This is a genomic window from Paenibacillus sepulcri (assembly GCF_042647105.1).
In the GTDB taxonomy this organism is placed as follows: Bacteria; Bacillota; Bacilli; order Paenibacillales; family Paenibacillaceae; genus Paenibacillus_Z; species Paenibacillus_Z sepulcri.
The window spans coordinates 4,908,280-4,926,358 of sequence record NZ_JBHRUP010000001.1 but is presented as its reverse complement, the minus strand read 5'-3'; the positions used below and the strand labels follow the sequence as shown (position 1 = coordinate 4,926,358).

Genomic DNA, 18,079 nt, shown 5'->3' with positions numbered 1-18,079 from the left:
GCTAGGTTGAGCATAACGGGTACGAATTATACATTCTTGACTCCTGTGGCCTAACCATTCAATATAGAGAATGAACTCTTGAAATGACTTTTGGTACTATATCGATAAGAAAAAGAAACGGAGGGGAACATCTATGGCAAGAGGACGTCCCCGTTCCTTCGATACCGAAACTGCTCTGGATTGTGCACTTCATTTGTTTTGGCAAAAAGGGTATGAAGGAACGTCTGTGGCAGATTTGACAGAAGCTATGGGGATTAACACTCCAAGCTTATATGCTGCTTTTGGCAACAAAGAGGAATTGTTTCTTAAAATTCTTGACCGGTATGCCGAAGGCCCGGCAGCTTATATGCGTGAAGCTTTCGAACAGCCGACAGCACGCCAGGTTGTGGAAAGTCTGCTGTATGGAGCCGCAAAAGCAACTACGAACCCTGCTACACCTCTGGGCTGCTTAACCGTACAGGGTGCGCTTTCCTCTGGAGAGACTGGCGACGCGATCCGGCAGGAGTTAAACGCTCGCCGTGCGGGCGGCGAAAATGCGCTTCGCGAGCGCTTTGAACAAGCGAAAAAGAATGGTGAAATTCCAGTCGAAGTCGACGCTGAGGAACTGGCCAGCTTCTATGCAACAGTATTCCAGGGAATGGCCGTTCAGGCCGGTGCTGGAGCAAGCCATGAAAAATTGCAGAGAATTACAGCAAATGCTCTGCGTCTTTGGCCATCCTAAACGGGACGAATGCCAAGCATTTTGGGACGATTATATTAAACCTCAATAATAAGGTCAGCCAAAAACCATGGCTGGCCTTATTTGCTTTCTTTGGCGGATGTATCTTGACTTATTGCGGCTAATGTCCATTATTTCCGTTTAATGATGAACGCATTGGCGAGATGAAACGAGTTTGGAAACATCTTGCTTGGATTAATGTTTGACATTTCAATCTGAGTCCTATATATTTAGTGAACGTTACAGAATTAATCACTTGCATAAAGGGAGGCATCAATTTTAAATGTCAACAACATCTGCTTCGCAAAGTATTCCTTTGTCTACGGTAATGCGCGAACGACGTGCCGTCCGAACCTTTGACCCGACAATCAAAATTTCAAGGGATGAGATCAAGGAACTATTAGGAGAAGCCATTCAAGCTCCATCCGGTACTAATTTGCAATCCTGGCGTTTTCTGGTCATCGACTCACAACCGTTGAAAGAGAGGCTGCTTCCGATTGCCTTAAATCAAAAGCAGGTTGTCGAAGCTGCCGCTGTCATTGCTGTACTGGGTGATCTGGAGAACTTTAAATACACGGATACGATTTATGATCGTACGGTTCAAGCCGGATATATGACGGAGAGCGCAAAAGAAAGGAAAGTCAGAAATACATTAAACATGTATGAGGGGTTTCCTTACGAACTCAAAAGCAAATATGCCTATATTGACGGAGGCCTCGTATCCATGCAATTAATGCTTGCTGCCAAAGCAAGGGGCTACGATACTGTGCCAATGGCTGGTTATGATCTGGATAAATTCAAAGAAGCTTTCAGAATTGGCGAGCGTTACGTTTCTGTCTTGCTGATTGCGATCGGGAAAGCTGCGAAAGAAGGAATTCCATCGATTCGATTGTCTGTAGATGAAGTCACACGCTGGAATGATATGTCTTTCCCATCCTAAAAAGGGGTCCAAAGAATGAGGCAATCAATGGGATCCCGATACGGAGATAGAGCACCTTCAGAACCACTATTGATGTGGGGAGCCGAAGGTGCTTAACGCTAGCTTCCTGTTACCCTGAGCTTGCCATTACTCTCTTCAACCTCGATGAAAATCGGCCTCTCAAGAGGCGTTTTGTTCGGGGTATGGATCGTCAGCATCAGCTTGCCTTCGAAGGTGCGGAAAAGCATGCCGTGTCCGCCGTCATTGCTGTAGAGAGGCTCCGGTTCGTTCATCCATGGTCCAGTCACCTTGCCGGAAGCAGAAACGGCGATCCCGAGCGCATAGCTGCGATGGATAAAGCTGGCCCACAGCATAAAGAGCCTGCCGTCTTCGCCTTTGAACAGGTACGGGCCATCTGTCACATAATTGTCGCCCACCAGCACCTTGTCGGACGCAAGCGGTGTCGTCCAGGGAGCTTCCGAAGCGCTGAACAGCAGGACAGGATCACCCTGCGCCTGCTTCAAATCATCGCTAAGCCGGACCGCGCATACCTGTCCGTCGGTAATCTGCTGCCATTCATGGCAGAAGACCATCCACGGCTGCCCCTCTTCATCGATGTGCAGGGAACCATCGAGCGAGCTCCAATCGCTTGGCGTTACCGGTCCGTCGCTATGCGGATGGAAGGGTCCCATCATGCTGTCGGCGGCAAGAACCGCCGTTCCGAGCAGTTGATTATCCCTGCGCCGGAAGGTGGCGAACATATAATAACGGCCCTGATAGCTGTATACCTCAGGCGCCCAGAAATTATTGTCCGCGAAGAAATCGCCCGGCGGGCGGAAGACCGGAAACGGCCCCTCCCACATCTCCAGATCCCGGCTCACATAAACGTCAAAGCCGGTACCCTTGCCCCAAATATTCTTGTCGGTGCTGCCATACATATAATAAGTCCCTGCCGATTCAACCGGCACAATGAACGGGTCCCGGATTTGAATATCCTCCGTCTTTAGCACGCTCTCCACTCCTTTGTTCTGTCTTCTTATCTGTAGGTCGGCATAACAACGCCGATATCCGACACGCTTGCAAATCCGCCGTCCGTGAAATCAAGCCGCTCGTTGCCTTTTACCGCAATCGAATAATCCCGCCCCTTATAGGTGAGCGTCCCTTCAACCGTTCTTACGCTCATTCCGATGACGGCCTTCAGCCTGCCCTCACGGTCCGTCACGAGCCTGATCCCGAATGGAAAACGGATATACGCTTCACCGCTGCGGTAAGCGGTGCAGCCTCTGCGGGCATTGAGCAGTTCAAACTCCGTCCCGTCAATCGTCCGCGAATAGGCCGTTTCGTTCGCGACTTCAGCGCCGTGGTCAAGCGGATAAGGCACCAGTCCGGTGAACCAAATGTCTCCGTCCGGATTTGGCAGAATGCCGCAGAGCCGCTCCACATAATCCAGCATGCACAGAATGGCCGGGGAATAGGTCTGGGTGAAGCCTTCTTCTCCGGTCCATGGGCTGAGCGCCTGGGAGAAGCGCTTCATATTGGACATGGCCGCCAGAATCGGGTAGAGCACCCAGGTCAGCTCCACATAACGCTGATGATGCTCGAAGGCATGCGCCGTGCGGATCAGGCTGAGAAAATTGGACGGGCCGCCCCAGCTGTTATAGCTGGAGAACGGATCAAATCTCGGATCGTCCATCGCAATCGAAGTGAACGGGTATTTAGCGAAGAATTTGCTTGAATTGAGCAGGTATCGCCGCAGAGCGGTATCGAACAGACCCCTGTCTCCTACCTCGCAGGCCAGAACCCGCAGCAGAACATCCGACTGCACGCGGACAAATTGATCATTATTGTCCAAATCATAGAAGAATGCATCCGTCTCGTCATAGCAATACTTGAACAAGCTCGCTTTGCTTTGCTCTGCTTGGCTGATCCAATCCGCAGCGGATGTTTCTCCCAGCTCCTCTGCAATCCGCGCCAGATACATGCGCTGGCAGTAGACATTGGCCGTCAGATCCGGCGCCAACAGAGGCAGCGTCGGCGAATCGGGATTATACTGCCTCGGGTCGTCCAGATGCGGCGTATCGGGAATATGCCAGAAGCGCGGGGACAGATCATGCCCGGTATCAAAGGTCGAGAAAGCCTCCACGCAGCCGGTTCCCCGGGTATTCCGGTAAACGGCGAGCCACTTGTCATAGCGCTGCATGGCGCCGAACATTTTGCCCAGAAACTGCTTATTGCGTCCATGAAGCAGGTAATGATTCCAGACGCTTCTGGCCAGCGGCGTCACCAGCTGAATCTGTCTGTAGGCCGGACCTTGGCCCGTAATCTTATAAGGCATCAAGCCGTCCTCCAGCTGATAATCGGCGAACAGCTGATAGGTTGATTCCGATACGGATGGGATAAATCTCGATAACAGCTCCGCATTGATGGTTCCCGTGCTCTCCAGCCAGCAGCCCAAATATATGCCGCCCTCATGCAGAACGGGATCAGCCCCGCCGGTTGGCACAATACAGTCCATAAGCTTGCGCAGAGCGGAGTAATAGACATCCTCGAAGCCTTGCGACGATGCGGCGAATTTCACGCCGCTGCGGGTCCATTCCTCCATTACCGGTTGATCCGATGCCTTGCCAAGCTCCCCTGCCCGCTCCTCAGGACTGGTTGTGCGAAGCCGCTCCAGCAGCAACTCATTGTCCACGATCCAACGCCTCATTTCTTTCATTGATTTGTCCGGCCATTTCACCGGTCTCCATAAAAAGAAAAGGCTGCAGCGCAGCAGCCCTTATCTTCTTATTATTCCGTGTTGCTGTTGAAAATTTTAACGACGCCGGTATAGAAGTCATTCACGGCTTCCTCGACCTTTTTCCGGCCGAAGCCGATCTCCAGCATAGTGGAATCCGCAAGCTTGGAATATTCCGTGAAGCCAGGAGGGTTATAGCTGACCTTAACCTGCTCCTCTGCAGCCGTTACGGAAACCTTGCTCGTATAGTCATACACGATTTGATCGATCGGCGTAGCATCCTTCGAGAGCAGATCGCGCATTTTCGACGTAACCGGCACGCCGCGGTCATTGCCCAGAATGGCAGCCGCATCAGGATCATTGATCCAGAAATCCATCAGCTTCGCCACTTCCTCAGGGTGCTTGGTTTTGGCATAGCCGGACATCCCCTGGCTGGATTCGAATACGATCGCTCTGCCCTTGTCGCCTTTTGGAACCTGCAGCAGCGTCAGCGGATCCTGGATCAAATTCTGATGAGCCGCAAATTGGTTCGAGGGAATCAGCCCCATGGCAACCTTGCCGGTGACGATCAAGGATTTACTGGTGTCGCCCGGAGGATTGGATACATGAAGCTCCGCCGGCACAACGCCGCCTGTCTGATGAGCCTTGTTCCAGAAAGAGAACCAGCCTTCGGCATCCTTCTCCTCAAAACCGAGCGTGCCGGCTTCCATATCGTACAGCTGTTTGCCTTTTTGCTTCAAAGCGATGTCCATGCCGTCAACGGTGAAATCATACGTACCGTAATATCCCTTGCCCAGCTTATCCGACAGCTCCTTGCTGATCGCGATATATTGATCCCAGGTCCAATCATCCGTTGGAACCGGCATCCCGGCTTTCTTGAACATTTCGGTATTTACGACCACACCGCGGGCATTTGCCCCTGCCGAGATATGGATAAGCTTGCCGTTAATCGTGCCGTACTCCACCATCGCTTTATCCATGTCGTCCAGATTCAGCTGCTTGCCGACATAGGGCTGAAGATCGAGCAGCACATTCTTGTTGGCATAATCCACGACATTGCCGCCGAGGAAGAATACGTCCGGTGCCGTTCCCGATGCAAGCTGGGTATTAAGCTTGTCGAAGTACCCGGAGGATGGGGAGAACTCGCCGACAACCTTGATGCCGGGATTCTTCTCTTCAAATTTGCGGAGCGCTTCATTGGTGCGGTCGGCACGCTTCTGGTCGCCCCACCACATGATGCGCAGCTCGACCTGCTTGCCTGCAGCAGCTCCGTTGTCTGCCGCATTGTCCTCACCTGTATTCGCGGCATTTCCTGTATTTCCGGTATCTCCGGTGTTACCCGCATTCCCCGTGTTGGGACCGCCTCCCGTACCGCCGGAGCAGGCCGTCAGCACGACCACCAGCAGCGCAAGCATCAATACCGATAATTGCTTCTTCATTTTGTTTATCCCCCTTCATTTGTTTAACGCTTACATTTTCATCGTAATGCAAGTTCCGGAATGAATACATGCTATTTCGTTGGCTCTTGGCATCTATTATATTTGGGTTTATTTCAGACCGGTCGTCGCGATCCCATCGACAAAATGGCGCTGGAACGACAGGAATATGGTCATGATCGGAATTAAGGAGAGCACCGACATCGCCAGCAGCGCGCCCCAATCCGATGATCCGGACGGGTCAAACATGGAGCGGATGCCGAGCTGAACGGTAAACAGCTTGACCTGGTTCAAATAAATCATCTGGCTGAAGAAGTCATCCCATGTCCAGATGAAGGTGAAGATCGCGGTTGTGATGAGCGCCGGCACCAGCAGCGGCAGAATGATTTTGAAATAAATCTGTGCCGGACCGCAGCCGTCGATGGTCGCGCTCTCATCCAGCTCAGCAGGAATGCCCCGGATGAATTGAATCATGAGCAGGATGAAGAAGGAATCCGTTGCCAGCCATTTTGGAACAATCAGCGGGAAGAACGTATTAATCCATTCAAATTGATTATACAAAACATATTGAGGCACGAGCGTAACATGATAGGGAAGCATAATGGTCACGAGCATCAGGCTGAACCAGAGTCTCTTTCCCTTGAAATGCAGCCGGCCAAAAGCAAAGGCAGCCAGCGAGCAGGTAACGACGTTGCCCAAGACCGACAGGACGGATATAATCGCCGAATTGGCGAAAAACCGCCCGAACGAAATCCCCTGCAATCCCTTCCAGCCGTTGATGTAATTATCCAGGGTGAACTGCTTGGGCCAGATGCCGGGGTCAGAAAAGATCAGCTGATTAGGCTTGAAGGAGCTGCTCAGCAGCCACAGCACGGGATACATCATAATCAGTCCCAGCGCAATGATCAGAACATGCCGGCTCATGCTACCATATATTTTTTTCATTGCCATATGTGATCACCTCCTATTTTCCCTTATCGTCTCCATAAAATACCCAATACTTCGAGGTCACGAATACGATTGCCGTGAATGCCCCGATAATGACCAGCATGATCCAGGCCAGTGCCGATGCATAACCCATTTCGAAGAACGAGAAGCCTTTCAGGTATAGATAAAGCGTATAATACAATGTCGAGTCGATCGGACCTCCCCGTCCGTCCCCGATCACATAACCGGGCGTGAACACCTGGAAGGAATTGATGAGCCCCATCACCAGATTAAAGAAAATAACCGGCGAGAGCATGGGCAGCGTGATCTGGAAGAACTGCCGGGTCTTGCCCGCGCCATCCACCTCGGACGCTTCGTACAAATCACCGGGTATCTGCTTCAGGCCGGCCATAAAGATGACCATCGCCGATCCGAACTGCCATACCGAGAGCGTAATAATCGTGTACATGATCGTATCCGGATTGGATATCCAGGAAGGTCCCTGAATCCCGAACCAGCCGAGAAAATGATTGAACAGCCCGTCTCCTTCGAAGATTCGTCTCCATACAATCGCAATGGCCACACTGCCGCCAAGCAGCGAAGGAATGTAGTAGACGGTCCGGTAAATGCCCAATGCCCGGATTCCCTTGTTGAGCGCCATTGCGACCAGAAGAGCAAAGATCAGCTTGAGCGGCACCGAGAAGAGCACATACTTGAAGGTCAGCGATAAGGAGTTGTAGAACGAATCGTCTTTCGTGAAAATTTCCTGATAGTTCCCGAATCCCAGCCATTTGGGAGGCGTGAGCAGATTGAACTTGGTCAAGGACAAAAACAAGGAGCCCAGCATGGGACCAAGCGTGAGACAGAAGAAGCCGATCAGCCATGGAAGCAAAAATAGATATGCGGTCCTGTTCTGACGCCAAAGGGCTGATTTACGAGTTTTTTGCATGAAAAAAGCCTCCTCCTTGCGCAACATGGATCGAACGGGCGATCCGATGATTCAAGCATACGGATTATGGCTTCGGGATTGAATTCTAATTCTTCGGCATATCGCTATCGTTTTTTTCAGGTTGCTGCCGCTGCAGAAAAAAAAACCCTGAACGTTGGATTGTTCGGGGCTGCTTGCTCTGTTCCATATTTTCGCTTCGCGGTCAACGATGATGAACCTGCTCTTCAGTCACATCTGCGCTTAATCCTGAGCGCTTCATCATATCTTGAAAGTGATCCATTTTGTATTTCATGATTTCTAAAGTAGCGTTCATATCCGCCAATTCCGACTCTATTCTGAGTTTGTGCTCACAGAGCACGCTGTAGCAGCTTGAGTATTTTTGATCGGATGCCATCGTCATATACCGTTCAATTTCCTTCAGCGGCATATGAGTCCGTTTAAGATGGGTAATGAAGATGAAACGGTCGAGATCGCGCTTGTCGTATTCCCGCTGTCCGTTATCCTTGCGCTTTGCAGGCGGCAGCAGCCCGATTTTCTCATAATAACGGATTGTATCGTAACTGAGACCCGTATTTTTGGAAATATCTGCGATTGTAAATGTTGGCTCCTCCATCACTCGGCCCTCTCCTTTGCCTGTTGACGTTTCCGGCTAACTTGTTCGTTTTCCCATCTGCATCTTACCCCATGGAGCTTACTCCATGTCAAGTTATTATATATTCTCCAATGGCGGTTAATTTGAGTCCACTCGCCTCTAGGACGACAGTTTATCTACTTGAGAATTCCATTATTCCCACTGAGCAAAATAAATGCCAGAGTTACCAACTTTTCTTATATTTGATTAATGTGTAGTCCGGGAACATTTCGTTACTTGTTATTTTGATTTTAGAAGTAAATGGAATTTCTTCTTTCGTTATGATTTCAATGATGTAATTAATAATTTCTCCGTTGTATCCAGTATATGGTTTGATTTTAAAAGTTCCTGCAACATCAGTTGATTCAACAGATGAACTATTCACAAAGGGTTCACCATCAACGCTTATATAGAAATCACTTAAATGATCCTCCAGTTTAAATGCTTCATTTGAGAATTCTTGATTTATGACCATGCGTACTTTAAAAATCACATTACCTAATGGGCTTCTTGACTCAGAATACCCACTAGCATGATCTCTATATTCCGGATAAGTTCGATAGGGCAGATAAAGCTTCTGCAGTTTGGCTACCTGCTCTTCTAAAGACTGATTACGTTGCTCCAACGTACGGTTCTCACTCACACTATCACCATATACGAAACTGGATGTAACGAATAATGAAACAGCAACAATTGCAATCCAAAAAGACTTCTTCTTTAACACCAACAAAACGATCACTTCCCTCAAAATTTGTCGGAAGCCGGCCGGCTATCTATACGTAAGAATGCCATTATTCACTACTCTTGATAATTAGACTAAGGTCCTTTTCTTTTGTTGGAAATTGTCGTAAAATTTTCTTTCTTTTCATTCGACATAAAAAAAGCCACTCTGACGAGAGTGACCCCTAATAGCGCTAAGAATCGCAGAATTCCTTGCTCTGATTTTCACGAAGAAGAAAGGAATTACGAATGACCAAAACGCTAACGTTCTCAGCAACCTCAAAGAATACTACGGGTCCCCAATTAGAACAACAGGCTCATCCCTCTCAATCCTTACCCCGGTTGGCAATCCGGAACTCCGAAGGAGAAATCCCATACATCCGCTTGAATTTGGAGCTGAAGTAGCTTGCATTGGAGAAGCCGGTCAACTCGGCAATATCCCATAAACCGAGCGTTGTCTCCTTCAGCAGCCTGACAGCCTGCTCCATGCGCACCTCCGTCACATACTGGATGAAGCTTATGCCTACCTTGGATTTGAACAGCTCGGAGAAATAAGAACGGTTGTAATTAAAGCGTTCCGCCAGCATGTTCAGATTAAGCTCGACCATATAATTCTGATGGATGAACTGCTGGGCCGCCTGCACGACGGAGAACTCCGCATCCTCCGAATCCGCCTGGGTCTTGTGGATTTTGCTGCCTAATGCGACGAGAAAGCTCTCCGCCTTCTCCACCGTATCGAACTCCAGCACACGGTCGGGCCTGATCCACAGCTGCTCCCTGCCCGCAAGCTCGACGCCTGCAGAGTGAGCCAGAGCATCCAGCAGAAAATAAAATTGAACAATCAATTTGACAAAACGCGCCTGGGATTGCCTGAAGGCCTCCGCGAGCTCCTTGTGGATGGTTTCCTCAAAAGCGCCCAGCTCTCCATTGATGATGTACCGGTGAATCACCTTCGACATATCCTCGGTCAGCACCGCCTTGGCGTCACCCTGCTCTTCGGATTTGCGGTCCATCCGGTTCTGCGAGAAATTCCACTCCAGCAGGGAAGACATGCAGCCCTCCTTCCAGGACTGGAAACCCGTAACCGGCTGCCCGATGCCAATCGTCGGCTCAAACGCCAGCTGCTCCGCAATGCATGCGCGTAAAGCAGCCGCGAACACAGCAATTCCATGCTCGTCATCGGGCAGGATGAAATGCATCAGGCCCGGATAATTGGCATCGCGAAATACCTGCGGCTGTTCCGAAGCCGGATACGTTTGGGCGAATTCCCGGCAGACCATTTCGAAGGGCATATGAAATTTATCCGGGGTGCGCAGCTGCGCATCATTATGCACCGACCGCTCCCGAAGGCCTGCCGTCAGGAAGCGCACGCGCCTCTCATCCCAGTCATCCAGCCCAAAGCGTCTGGAACGCTCGATCACATCATCCTTCCGCTTCAGCTCCTCCTTGACAATATAGAGGATAAAATGCTCCTTCATTTCCTTAAAATACTGGGAAAGCCGCCACTGGACCAGCTTCTGTTCATCTTCATCCTTGCGCTCGTCATCCAGCTCGCCGATTACACGCGTAAGCGCCGTCAGCAGTTCTTCCCTGGATACCGGCTTCAGCAGATAATCCCGGGCCTGATTCTTCAGGGCCGCCTTGGCGTAATGAAAATCTTCGTAACCTGTCACGACAATGACCTTAAGGGCGGGAAACTGCCTGCTGCAGGCCTCCAGCAGGGAAACCCCGTTCATGACCGGCATATTCATATCGGCAATCATAATATCGATCTCTTCCAGTTGAAGCTTCTCCAGCGCTTCAGCTCCATTGGCGGCCTCCGCCGCGACTGTGGCATTCAGACTGTTCCAATCCACCTTAAGCTGCAGGCCAAGTCTGATGTCCGGTTCATCATCCACGATCAATGCTCGATACATCCGGGTTTCCCTCCTGTGCAGGCAAAATTAATGTAATGGTCGTTCCTTGCCCATAATAGGATTCAATGTTGAAGCTGAAGAGAGCTCCGTAATAAAGGCGGCAGCGGATCAGCACATTCCTCAGGCCGATCTGACTGGTTTCGTTGTTGAGCACATGATCGAGCTGCACCGAAGCGGATTCCGCCTGCAGCCGCTGGATGATCTCCGGCGGGATACCCGGCCCGTTATCTGCAACGGAGAGCGCAAGCTGCATGCCCTCCCTGCGGATTCCGATGCGGACAGCAGCGCCGTTCCGGTGCTGGAAGCCGTATTTGACGGCATTTTCCACAAGGGGCTGCAGAATAAACTTGATGACCTGCAAATCATCCAGCTTCCCCTCCTTAATCATGTTAATTTCCAACCGTTCGCGGAAACGAATCTGCAGGATCGACGTGTAGTAGTTCAAATACGTCAGCTCTTCCGTGAGCGATATTGTATCATGGTTTACTTTGAGCGAATAACGCATCATTTTGCCCAGCGACTCAATGACATGAACCGTATCATCCGTGCGCTTCTGCATGGACAGACTGGTCAGAAGCTCCAGCGTGTTGAAGATAAAATGCGGGTTGATCTGCATCAGCAGCGCCTTGTACTCCGCCTGCTGCCGGAGCAGCTTGAGCTCGAACTCCGTCTTGATATGATCCCTGAGCCGCCTGACCATATTGCGGAAGGCTTCGGTCACGAAGCCGACCTCATTGCGGATGCTCTTCTCCGGCGGTATCCGGTTCTCCGCCATGTCGAAATCGCCTGATTGAATGGAACGCATGGCCGAAGCCAGCCGGGAGAGCGGCTTCGTTATGCCAACAGACAGCCAGCTTGCCACCAATATGGCAGCAATACATAATAAAGTCGTAAAAACGATAATATAAGTTCGGAGCTTGGTCAGCTTGGCATACAGCTCACCCTCGGGAACGAAGCCAACCAGCATCCAGTCGTAGCGCTCCAGCTTTTTATAAACGAGCACATCAGTAGACCCGGACTTATTGCGCAAATAAACCACGCCCTGAATCGACGGCATCTTGCGGATGTTCTCCACCTGGGCAATCGTTTCTTGATGCATGTAATATTCATCCTGGGATAAAATAGGCTTTCCTTCCGCATCCAGCAGAAAAATCGTACCGCTTTCACCAAGATGAATGCCGTTTAAGGGCTCCAGCAAGAAGTCCGACTTTACATTGACTTTCATGAGGCTCTTCGAGAGCGAGGGCTCGAAGGTGCCGATCGGCAGCAGCAGACTGACGACCTGATAAGGCTTGATGCTGGTCTGCTCATCCGGGTCGTTATGAGCCGACACCCACTGCACGCTGTGATTCTTGAAGTTCTGATACCAGTCCGTGGACATGAACGTGCTGTCCTTCACCACCTGATTATCCGCGCTGATCCGAAGCCCCCCCTGCCGGTAAACCGATACAGAGGATACACTTGTATAGCTGTTGATGGTCTTGGTCAGAAACTTGCTCAAATCGATGTTGTACAGCATCTTCTCGCCTTCGCTCAGCGTCTTGTCCGCCATCGCATCATTCCAGCCCTTCGTCGTGTCGCTGTTAAAGACGATAGAGGACAAATCATAGGTTTGCACCAGCGCCATGTGGATAAAAGAACCATACTCATCCATCTTCTCCCGGGCGGAGGATTCAATATATGACCGGATAATAGAACGCGATTGATTGAACAGCAGCACCGACATCGTTCCTGCGGAGAACACAAGCAGCAGGACAAAGATGGCGATCAGCCGGTTCTTTAAGGAATAAAACAATCCCTTCAGCCCCTCTGTAAACCCGAATAAGCCTTATAATACCCATTCGGGCACAATCAAGCAATCCTCTTTCGGAACGGACAGGTGAATTGTTCATGTTAAACAGGCTCAGTATCGGCTTCGGATACCGTGATTGACACGAAACTAAATGGTGTCATATAATGTTAAAGCGAAACCAAATAGTTTCCTATTTTTAAAAAACACTATTGGAGGATTTCTCATGAATGACAACGCACAAGGATCACTGCCGGATATCCGGCAAACGCATGTATTTAACGCGCCTATTCAGAAGGTATGGGATGCCGTTGCCACATCGGAGGGAATCGCGGCCTGGTTTATGCCTAATGACTTCAAGCCGGAGGAAGGTTATGAATTTCATCTGGAGGCAGGGCCATACGGGAGCTCTCCCTGCAAAGTAACGGAGATCGATCCTCCGAACCGCCTGTCCTTCCTGTGGGGCAAGGACTGGACGCTGACCTTCGAGCTGGCCGATCTCGCAGGCAAGACGGAAATCACCCTGATCCATAGCGGCTGGGATGTGGACAAGGTTACCGAATTCGGCCAGTCCCACACGCAGATCCGCGAGAACATGGCTCAGGGCTGGGCGGGTCTTACCGCCGCATTGGGCAAATATGTCGAAGCGTGATGCGGCCGCATCCGTCCCGAAGCATGATGTATTCCAGGCGATCGCCGATCCTACCCGCCGCAGTCTGCTGATGCTGCTCGACGGGAAGGAAATGCCCGTCACCAGCATTTCCGGACATTATCCCATGTCCCGGACTGCGGTATCCAAGCATCTTCGCATCCTGACGGATGCCGGCCTGCTCCGCGAGCGGAAGGTTGGCCGCGAGACCCGCTACCGGCTCGATCCCGAGCCCCTGCTGGAGCTGAAGCGATGGCTTGCCTATTACGAGCGGTACTGGGACAACAAGATGTCCGCGCTCCGGCGTTATGTGGAGGAAGATACTGCGCAGGGCGACCTACCGCTTCCGGGAGAATCTCAGAGCGGGGAATAACGGAAGGGCCGGTTCTCCTTCGAAGGGCTGCATCTTCTCAAAGAATGCCTGAATTCCTGTAAAATCGCAGGAGTCCGGGCATTCCTTTTGGATATGGGCAAATAACGATCCGCTGCGGCTGTGGCCAGTCCCGTAAATCCCCCGGCAGCACCGGTTATATGGGCTTCATCAAGTACCGAATAATAATCGGCTCTGTTGGTGAATTCTACAAGAGTTCCTGCTAAACCTGATACTGCCTAATGAAATCAATCGCTTTGCGGATATCGGCTTCCGGGTTTTCCACTTCACGCTCGACGGTCACATAACCCTTGTAGCCTATCTCGTCCAGAGCGGCAAAATAGGCCTTGAAGTCTACCTGCCCTTCACCGAGCGCGACCTCGCGGAAGTACTCCCCGGAGGAAACCAGCTTCGAAACTTCCTTCAAATCCCATGGCTCATACCCCAGCGGCACATACACATACCGTGAATCAAATTCCTTGTACCGGATGCCGTCCTTTACATGCGTATGCACAATATAATCCTTGAGAATCCTCACCCCTTCGACCGCATCATACCCATTCACCATTACCAGATTGGCGGGGTCATAGTTGACGGCTACGCCGCGGGAACCGAGCGAATCCAGAAATCGTTTGAGATTCGCCGGCGATTCCGGTCCCGTCTCAATGGCAAAATACGCATTCAGGCTGTTGGCATACCCGTTCAACTCCGCGCATGCCTTCTGCATTTCCTCGTAAACCTCGCTCTCCGTATCTTCGGGAACAGGACCGATATGCGTAGTGACGATATTCGTACCAAGCTCGACAGCCAGGTCAAGAATACGCTTGGATTTCTCGATTTTCATGGGATTGACGATCTTGTCCTGGAAGCCGTGGCCCCCCATCTCCCCGCACAGCGCACTGATCTCCATCCCATGAGAAGCAAAATAATCACACAGCTCCCTGCGGTCAGCCGGCTTCAGATTCGCCGGGTCCATTTCCCCTTCCACCGCATAAATCTGCACGCCGTCCGCTCCAATCTCCTTTGCCCGAAGCAAACCCTTTCGAACGCCTAATCCAAAGCTGTCAACAATGACACCAAGCTTATTGTTTGCTAACATACTGCTTATTCCTCCCGGTTTTGTTTCAGAATGGCCTGCCGATGTCCCTGCTCCTTGCCCATCCAATCTTCACGCTGCTCACTCGTAATAGCCCCTGTCCTGAAGCTGATTCAAGGGAAGCCGCAAAAAAATCGTCGTACCCTGATCGATTTTACTGACAATATCGATTTGGGCCTCATTCCCGTAATAGACCTTAATCATGCTGAATACATACTGCAGCCCGATTCCGTAACCCAGACTGCCGCCGCCCTTCGCGGGGCTTAACAGCAGGTTTACCTGCTCTTCGGTCATCCCGGCGCCGCTGTCGGATACATTGATATAGAGGTAGCTGCTATCCGCATGAATGCGGACTTCTATGGCGCCTTCTCCCGTTTCTTCGCCCATTCCATGATATAAGGCATTTTCCAATAAGGGCTGTAAAATAAAACGGGGCACATAGGCATGATGAATGCCTTCCTCGATAGCGATTCGGACATCAAAGGTGCAGTCGTACCGTATACCCTGCAGCGCAATGTAATCCTGCATCGCCTTGATCTCGTCCTGCAGCAGAACAAAGCTGCCTTCCTTGCCCAGGTTATGATGAAGAATTCGCGTAAATATGGAAATCAAACGATAGATTTCCTCCTGATTATTCATGCGTGCAATCCATTGGATCGTGTTCAAGGTATTGTGAATAAAGTGGGGATTGATCTGATACAGCAGCTTCTCCACTTCCAGACGGGCCTTGTCCCTTTCCTTGCCCTCAATCTCCTTGAACAATACAAGCACATGATCCCGCGAGCTCTGAAACTCTCTCAGCAGGGAATCAAATTCGACGATGCCCGTCATCTTGATTATGGCCGGCGAATGATCCTCATTCGTAATCGTCAGCTGCATTTGTATTTTTTTTAACGGCCGGTATACGATGCGCCATACAAGGGAAGCAAGCAGCACGCTCAAAGCCAGGCACAGCAAACCGGTTCCCATATAGGTGTAGAGCCATTTGCGAAATTCAATATTAAAGGCATGACGCTCAATGGCGACCCCCAGTGTCCAGCCTTGCTCACTGGTCTTATTGAACAGGATGGTGGAATGAAGCGCGTTATCCGTTACGGCCGTTCCAAGCGGATACTTCATTTCGTCGTCGCTATAGACGATGATGCCATCCTCATTGGTCAGATAATTGACAACGGGCATCCCGTATTTGGCTTTGGCCAGTATTTTTTCAAACAACGACAGATTGGTCTCCACGTAGATATAAATGGGCTTCTGATCCGAATTGGTCACATCAACCGGACGCAAAAAAGAAAACACCTGATTATTCCCGAATGTATAGGCTGTCTGATGAGGGCCGTAAAATTCTCCCCCTTTAGTCCGCGCAAGCAGCGTCTGGTTGAAGAGATATTCCTGATTGACAGCCATAGTCTCAAAATTTACCGTTCCGTTCTCGGAAAAATAATAAAGCATCAAGCCTAAATCCTTATTGGTAAAATTAATCAGGTTCATGCTCGCGCGGATTTCCTGCTGGCTGCGAAACTTCGCTACGATACTGGGGTTGGACAGCATCGCATACAGGTCCTGGCCTACGCTGCCCTCCGCTGACAGCTGCAAGGAGGCGTATTCCATATTGCTCAGCGTATTCTCCAGAGAGATCGATATATTTTCAAGCGTGTTGTTAATCCCGCTCTCGATTTTGTTGCGATAAATATTCTGGATCGACAGATAGGATACGATTCCCAAAAGCAGCAGCGGAATGAGCGTATAGAGAAACAGTATCGTAATCAGCCTATTCTTCAGCGAATGGTGCTTGACCTGACTCCCTCCGCCCTTCACCATGCGTCCCCGCTCTTCAGGAGATTCTTGCGGTAGTCGGTCGGATATTGTCCCGTGTGATCGCGAAACAATTTGCTGAAATATTTCTCATCCTTATAGCCCACTTCCGAAGCGACCGCATACATGGGAATGCTGGTGAGCGCGAGAAGCTTCCCTGCTTTAGCCATTCGGAGTTCCTTCAAATATTTGCCGAACGGCTTCCCCGTCAGCATCTGGAAGCATTCGCTGAAATACCCGCTGCTCATGAAGACTAAAGCGGCCAGCTCGTCACGGCTGACAGAAACATGCTGCTGCATGTAACCGATCGCCTTCACGATACTGACGATCACTTCGAAGGAGTAGGGAAAGGCCTGCATGCCTTTCAGCAAATCATTGCGTATGGCCTCAAGGAAACGCACATGATCATCCCAAAAAAACAAAGCATAGCATTCTTTCATGTATTCCCGGTGGATCCCCTCAGGGAAAATCTCCTGCCATGGGCAAATGGATGAATAAATGATGTTGAGAAGACGAGTCCGGTCGGGAATAGACTGCTTGCTGTCCTGGAGCAGCTTTTCAAAGACCGCATCCTGATAAACCCAGTGCAGGGCCTCCCATTCCTGGTAGACAGACGATTCCATCCCTTCATTTCTGTCGCCCCTATGAAAATTCAGCAGCTGCTGCTGGGATATTTCATAAACCGTCTGGTTGACGGAGCCTTCAAAGAACAAGGTGGCGGAGACAGCTGCCTGAAGCGACTTTTTATGCTGAAGCAGAGGGTTGTCCTTCATATCCGTGACGATGACCAGGCGTAATTCTGTTGAACCCAAGAGACTCTGATGGAGCTGCTTCAATTGGCTTTCTTCCCAATCCAGGCTAAGCCACATCCCAACGCCAACAGCCAGGAAACGGTGCGTACCGGATTCTTCGGGAAGGGCCTGTGAGGGGGAGACCGAGAGATCGACCAGAATGCCGCCAACCTTTTTCTCCCGGACCGGGGCTATCGCCCTGTGTGCTTCTTCCATGCGAATTCTGCCGGTAATGCGGGAGAGCACCTTCTCCACGCTTTCCTTCTCGAGCTGCGTCTTTACGATATAATCGATGGCACCGACACGCATGGATTCCTGAATATGCTCAAATTCCTGATGGCAGGTCAGCACAACGCTCCAGACGCTCGGGTATTGCTGCTTGACTCTTCTCATCAATTCGAGCCCTCCCATAACGGGCATCGTCAAATCGGCAATAAGCAAATCGACCTCATGGTTCCTCAAATAGGCCAAAGCTGCTTTTCCATTGCTTGCCTCACCCACAATCTCAATGCCAAAGCGAGCCCACGGGGTCGTGGTGATAAGGCCCTTTCTGACTAATTTCTCGTCATCCACAATTAATGCCTTGATCATGGCTAGCTCTCACTCCTTTATGCAAATGCCC

At 50.6% G+C, this 18,079-nt stretch carries 16 protein-coding genes; 4 read left to right on the top strand and 12 right to left on the bottom strand.

Annotated elements, in window-relative coordinates; genetic code table 11:
• Window positions 1–133: 133 nt before the first annotated feature.
• Window positions 134–721 (top strand): TetR/AcrR family transcriptional regulator, encoded by a 588-nt coding sequence (locus tag ACFOLF_RS21800; RefSeq protein ID WP_210045792.1) that lies wholly within the window; start codon window positions 134–136, stop codon window positions 719–721.
• A 280-nt stretch (window positions 722–1,001) separates the two neighbouring features.
• Window positions 1,002–1,658, top strand: a complete 657-nt coding sequence (locus ACFOLF_RS21795; protein ID WP_210045793.1) for a nitroreductase family protein — start codon at window positions 1,002–1,004, stop codon at window positions 1,656–1,658.
• Window positions 1,659–1,756: 98 nt separating this feature from the next.
• Here the strand turns inward: ACFOLF_RS21795 and ACFOLF_RS21790 are convergent, their stop codons facing one another.
• The 9 genes from ACFOLF_RS21790 to ACFOLF_RS21750 form a co-directional block, all read right to left on the bottom strand.
• Window positions 1,757–2,647: a glycoside hydrolase family 43 protein gene (locus tag ACFOLF_RS21790; protein ID WP_210045794.1), complete on the bottom strand. Its 891-nt coding sequence runs from the start codon at window positions 2,645–2,647 to the stop codon at window positions 1,757–1,759.
• A gap of 26 nt (window positions 2,648–2,673) precedes the next feature.
• Window positions 2,674–4,329, bottom strand: coding sequence for an MGH1-like glycoside hydrolase domain-containing protein (locus ACFOLF_RS21785; RefSeq protein WP_379113704.1), 1,656 nt, complete (start codon window positions 4,327–4,329; stop codon window positions 2,674–2,676).
• Window positions 4,330–4,424: 95 nt separating this feature from the next.
• Complete coding sequence (locus tag ACFOLF_RS21780; RefSeq protein ID WP_210045795.1) at window positions 4,425–5,810, bottom strand: extracellular solute-binding protein; 1,386 nt, start codon at window positions 5,808–5,810, stop codon at window positions 4,425–4,427.
• A 108-nt stretch (window positions 5,811–5,918) separates the two neighbouring features.
• Entirely contained in the window at window positions 5,919–6,758 is an 840-nt protein-coding gene (locus ACFOLF_RS21775) for a carbohydrate ABC transporter permease (RefSeq protein ID WP_210045796.1), read from the bottom strand.
• Window positions 6,759–6,771: 13 nt separating this feature from the next.
• On the bottom strand, window positions 6,772–7,683 hold the full coding sequence (locus ACFOLF_RS21770) for a carbohydrate ABC transporter permease (protein ID WP_210045797.1): 912 nt from the start codon (window positions 7,681–7,683) through the stop codon (window positions 6,772–6,774).
• A gap of 202 nt (window positions 7,684–7,885) precedes the next feature.
• Window positions 7,886–8,296, bottom strand: a complete 411-nt coding sequence (locus ACFOLF_RS21765; protein WP_210045798.1) for a MerR family transcriptional regulator — start codon at window positions 8,294–8,296, stop codon at window positions 7,886–7,888.
• A 202-nt stretch (window positions 8,297–8,498) separates the two neighbouring features.
• Window positions 8,499–9,044, bottom strand: coding sequence for a hypothetical protein (locus ACFOLF_RS21760; protein WP_210045799.1), 546 nt, complete (start codon window positions 9,042–9,044; stop codon window positions 8,499–8,501).
• Between the two features lie 316 nt (window positions 9,045–9,360).
• On the bottom strand, window positions 9,361–10,950 hold the full coding sequence (locus ACFOLF_RS21755) for a response regulator (RefSeq protein WP_210045800.1): 1,590 nt from the start codon (window positions 10,948–10,950) through the stop codon (window positions 9,361–9,363).
• Window positions 10,925–12,745, bottom strand: a complete 1,821-nt coding sequence (locus tag ACFOLF_RS21750) for a sensor histidine kinase (RefSeq protein ID WP_210045801.1) — start codon at window positions 12,743–12,745, stop codon at window positions 10,925–10,927. Before ACFOLF_RS21750 ends, ACFOLF_RS21755 begins: the two co-directional genes overlap by 26 nt.
• A gap of 220 nt (window positions 12,746–12,965) precedes the next feature.
• Here ACFOLF_RS21750 and ACFOLF_RS21745 point away from each other — a divergent pair, with 220 nt between their 5' ends.
• Complete coding sequence (locus tag ACFOLF_RS21745) at window positions 12,966–13,391, top strand: SRPBCC family protein (RefSeq protein WP_210045802.1); 426 nt, start codon at window positions 12,966–12,968, stop codon at window positions 13,389–13,391.
• Complete coding sequence (locus tag ACFOLF_RS21740) at window positions 13,378–13,761, top strand: ArsR/SmtB family transcription factor (protein WP_210045803.1); 384 nt, start codon at window positions 13,378–13,380, stop codon at window positions 13,759–13,761. Before ACFOLF_RS21745 ends, ACFOLF_RS21740 begins: the two co-directional genes overlap by 14 nt.
• Before the next feature lie 220 nt (window positions 13,762–13,981).
• Here ACFOLF_RS21740 and ACFOLF_RS21735 read toward each other — a convergent pair whose 3' ends face one another.
• From ACFOLF_RS21735 to ACFOLF_RS21725, 3 genes are all read right to left on the bottom strand, one after another.
• Window positions 13,982–14,857 (bottom strand): sugar phosphate isomerase/epimerase family protein, encoded by an 876-nt coding sequence (locus ACFOLF_RS21735; RefSeq protein ID WP_210045804.1) that lies wholly within the window; start codon window positions 14,855–14,857, stop codon window positions 13,982–13,984.
• Between the two features lie 78 nt (window positions 14,858–14,935).
• On the bottom strand, window positions 14,936–16,672 hold the full coding sequence (locus ACFOLF_RS21730) for a cache domain-containing sensor histidine kinase (RefSeq protein ID WP_210045805.1): 1,737 nt from the start codon (window positions 16,670–16,672) through the stop codon (window positions 14,936–14,938).
• The gene (locus ACFOLF_RS21725) at window positions 16,666–18,048 is read right to left on the bottom strand and encodes a response regulator transcription factor (RefSeq protein WP_210045806.1); all 1,383 of its coding nucleotides are present in this window, start codon (window positions 18,046–18,048) and stop codon (window positions 16,666–16,668) included. Before ACFOLF_RS21725 ends, ACFOLF_RS21730 begins: the two co-directional genes overlap by 7 nt.
• Window positions 18,049–18,079 lie beyond the last annotated feature (31 nt).

Excerpts from the sequence above, each read along its gene's own strand:
- ACFOLF_RS21755 (WP_210045800.1), bottom strand. The coding sequence starts at position 10,950 with ATGTATCGAGCATTGATCGTGGATGATGAACCGGACATCAGACTTGGC.
- ACFOLF_RS21735 (WP_210045804.1), bottom strand. The coding sequence starts at position 14,857 with ATGTTAGCAAACAATAAGCTTGGTGTCATTGTTGACAGCTTTGGATTA.
- ACFOLF_RS21780 (WP_210045795.1), bottom strand. The coding sequence starts at position 5,810 with ATGAAGAAGCAATTATCGGTATTGATGCTTGCGCTGCTGGTGGTCGTG.
- ACFOLF_RS21725 (WP_210045806.1), bottom strand. The coding sequence starts at position 18,048 with ATGATCAAGGCATTAATTGTGGATGACGAGAAATTAGTCAGAAAGGGC.
- ACFOLF_RS21765 (WP_210045798.1), bottom strand. The coding sequence starts at position 8,296 with ATGGAGGAGCCAACATTTACAATCGCAGATATTTCCAAAAATACGGGT.
- ACFOLF_RS21770 (WP_210045797.1), bottom strand. The coding sequence starts at position 7,683 with ATGCAAAAAACTCGTAAATCAGCCCTTTGGCGTCAGAACAGGACCGCA.
- ACFOLF_RS21795 (WP_210045793.1), top strand. The coding sequence starts at position 1,002 with ATGTCAACAACATCTGCTTCGCAAAGTATTCCTTTGTCTACGGTAATG.
- ACFOLF_RS21730 (WP_210045805.1), bottom strand. The coding sequence starts at position 16,672 with ATGGTGAAGGGCGGAGGGAGTCAGGTCAAGCACCATTCGCTGAAGAAT.
- ACFOLF_RS21745 (WP_210045802.1), top strand. The coding sequence starts at position 12,966 with ATGAATGACAACGCACAAGGATCACTGCCGGATATCCGGCAAACGCAT.
- ACFOLF_RS21800 (WP_210045792.1), top strand. The coding sequence starts at position 134 with ATGGCAAGAGGACGTCCCCGTTCCTTCGATACCGAAACTGCTCTGGAT.
- ACFOLF_RS21740 (WP_210045803.1), top strand. The coding sequence starts at position 13,378 with ATGTCGAAGCGTGATGCGGCCGCATCCGTCCCGAAGCATGATGTATTC.
- ACFOLF_RS21775 (WP_210045796.1), bottom strand. The coding sequence starts at position 6,758 with ATGGCAATGAAAAAAATATATGGTAGCATGAGCCGGCATGTTCTGATC.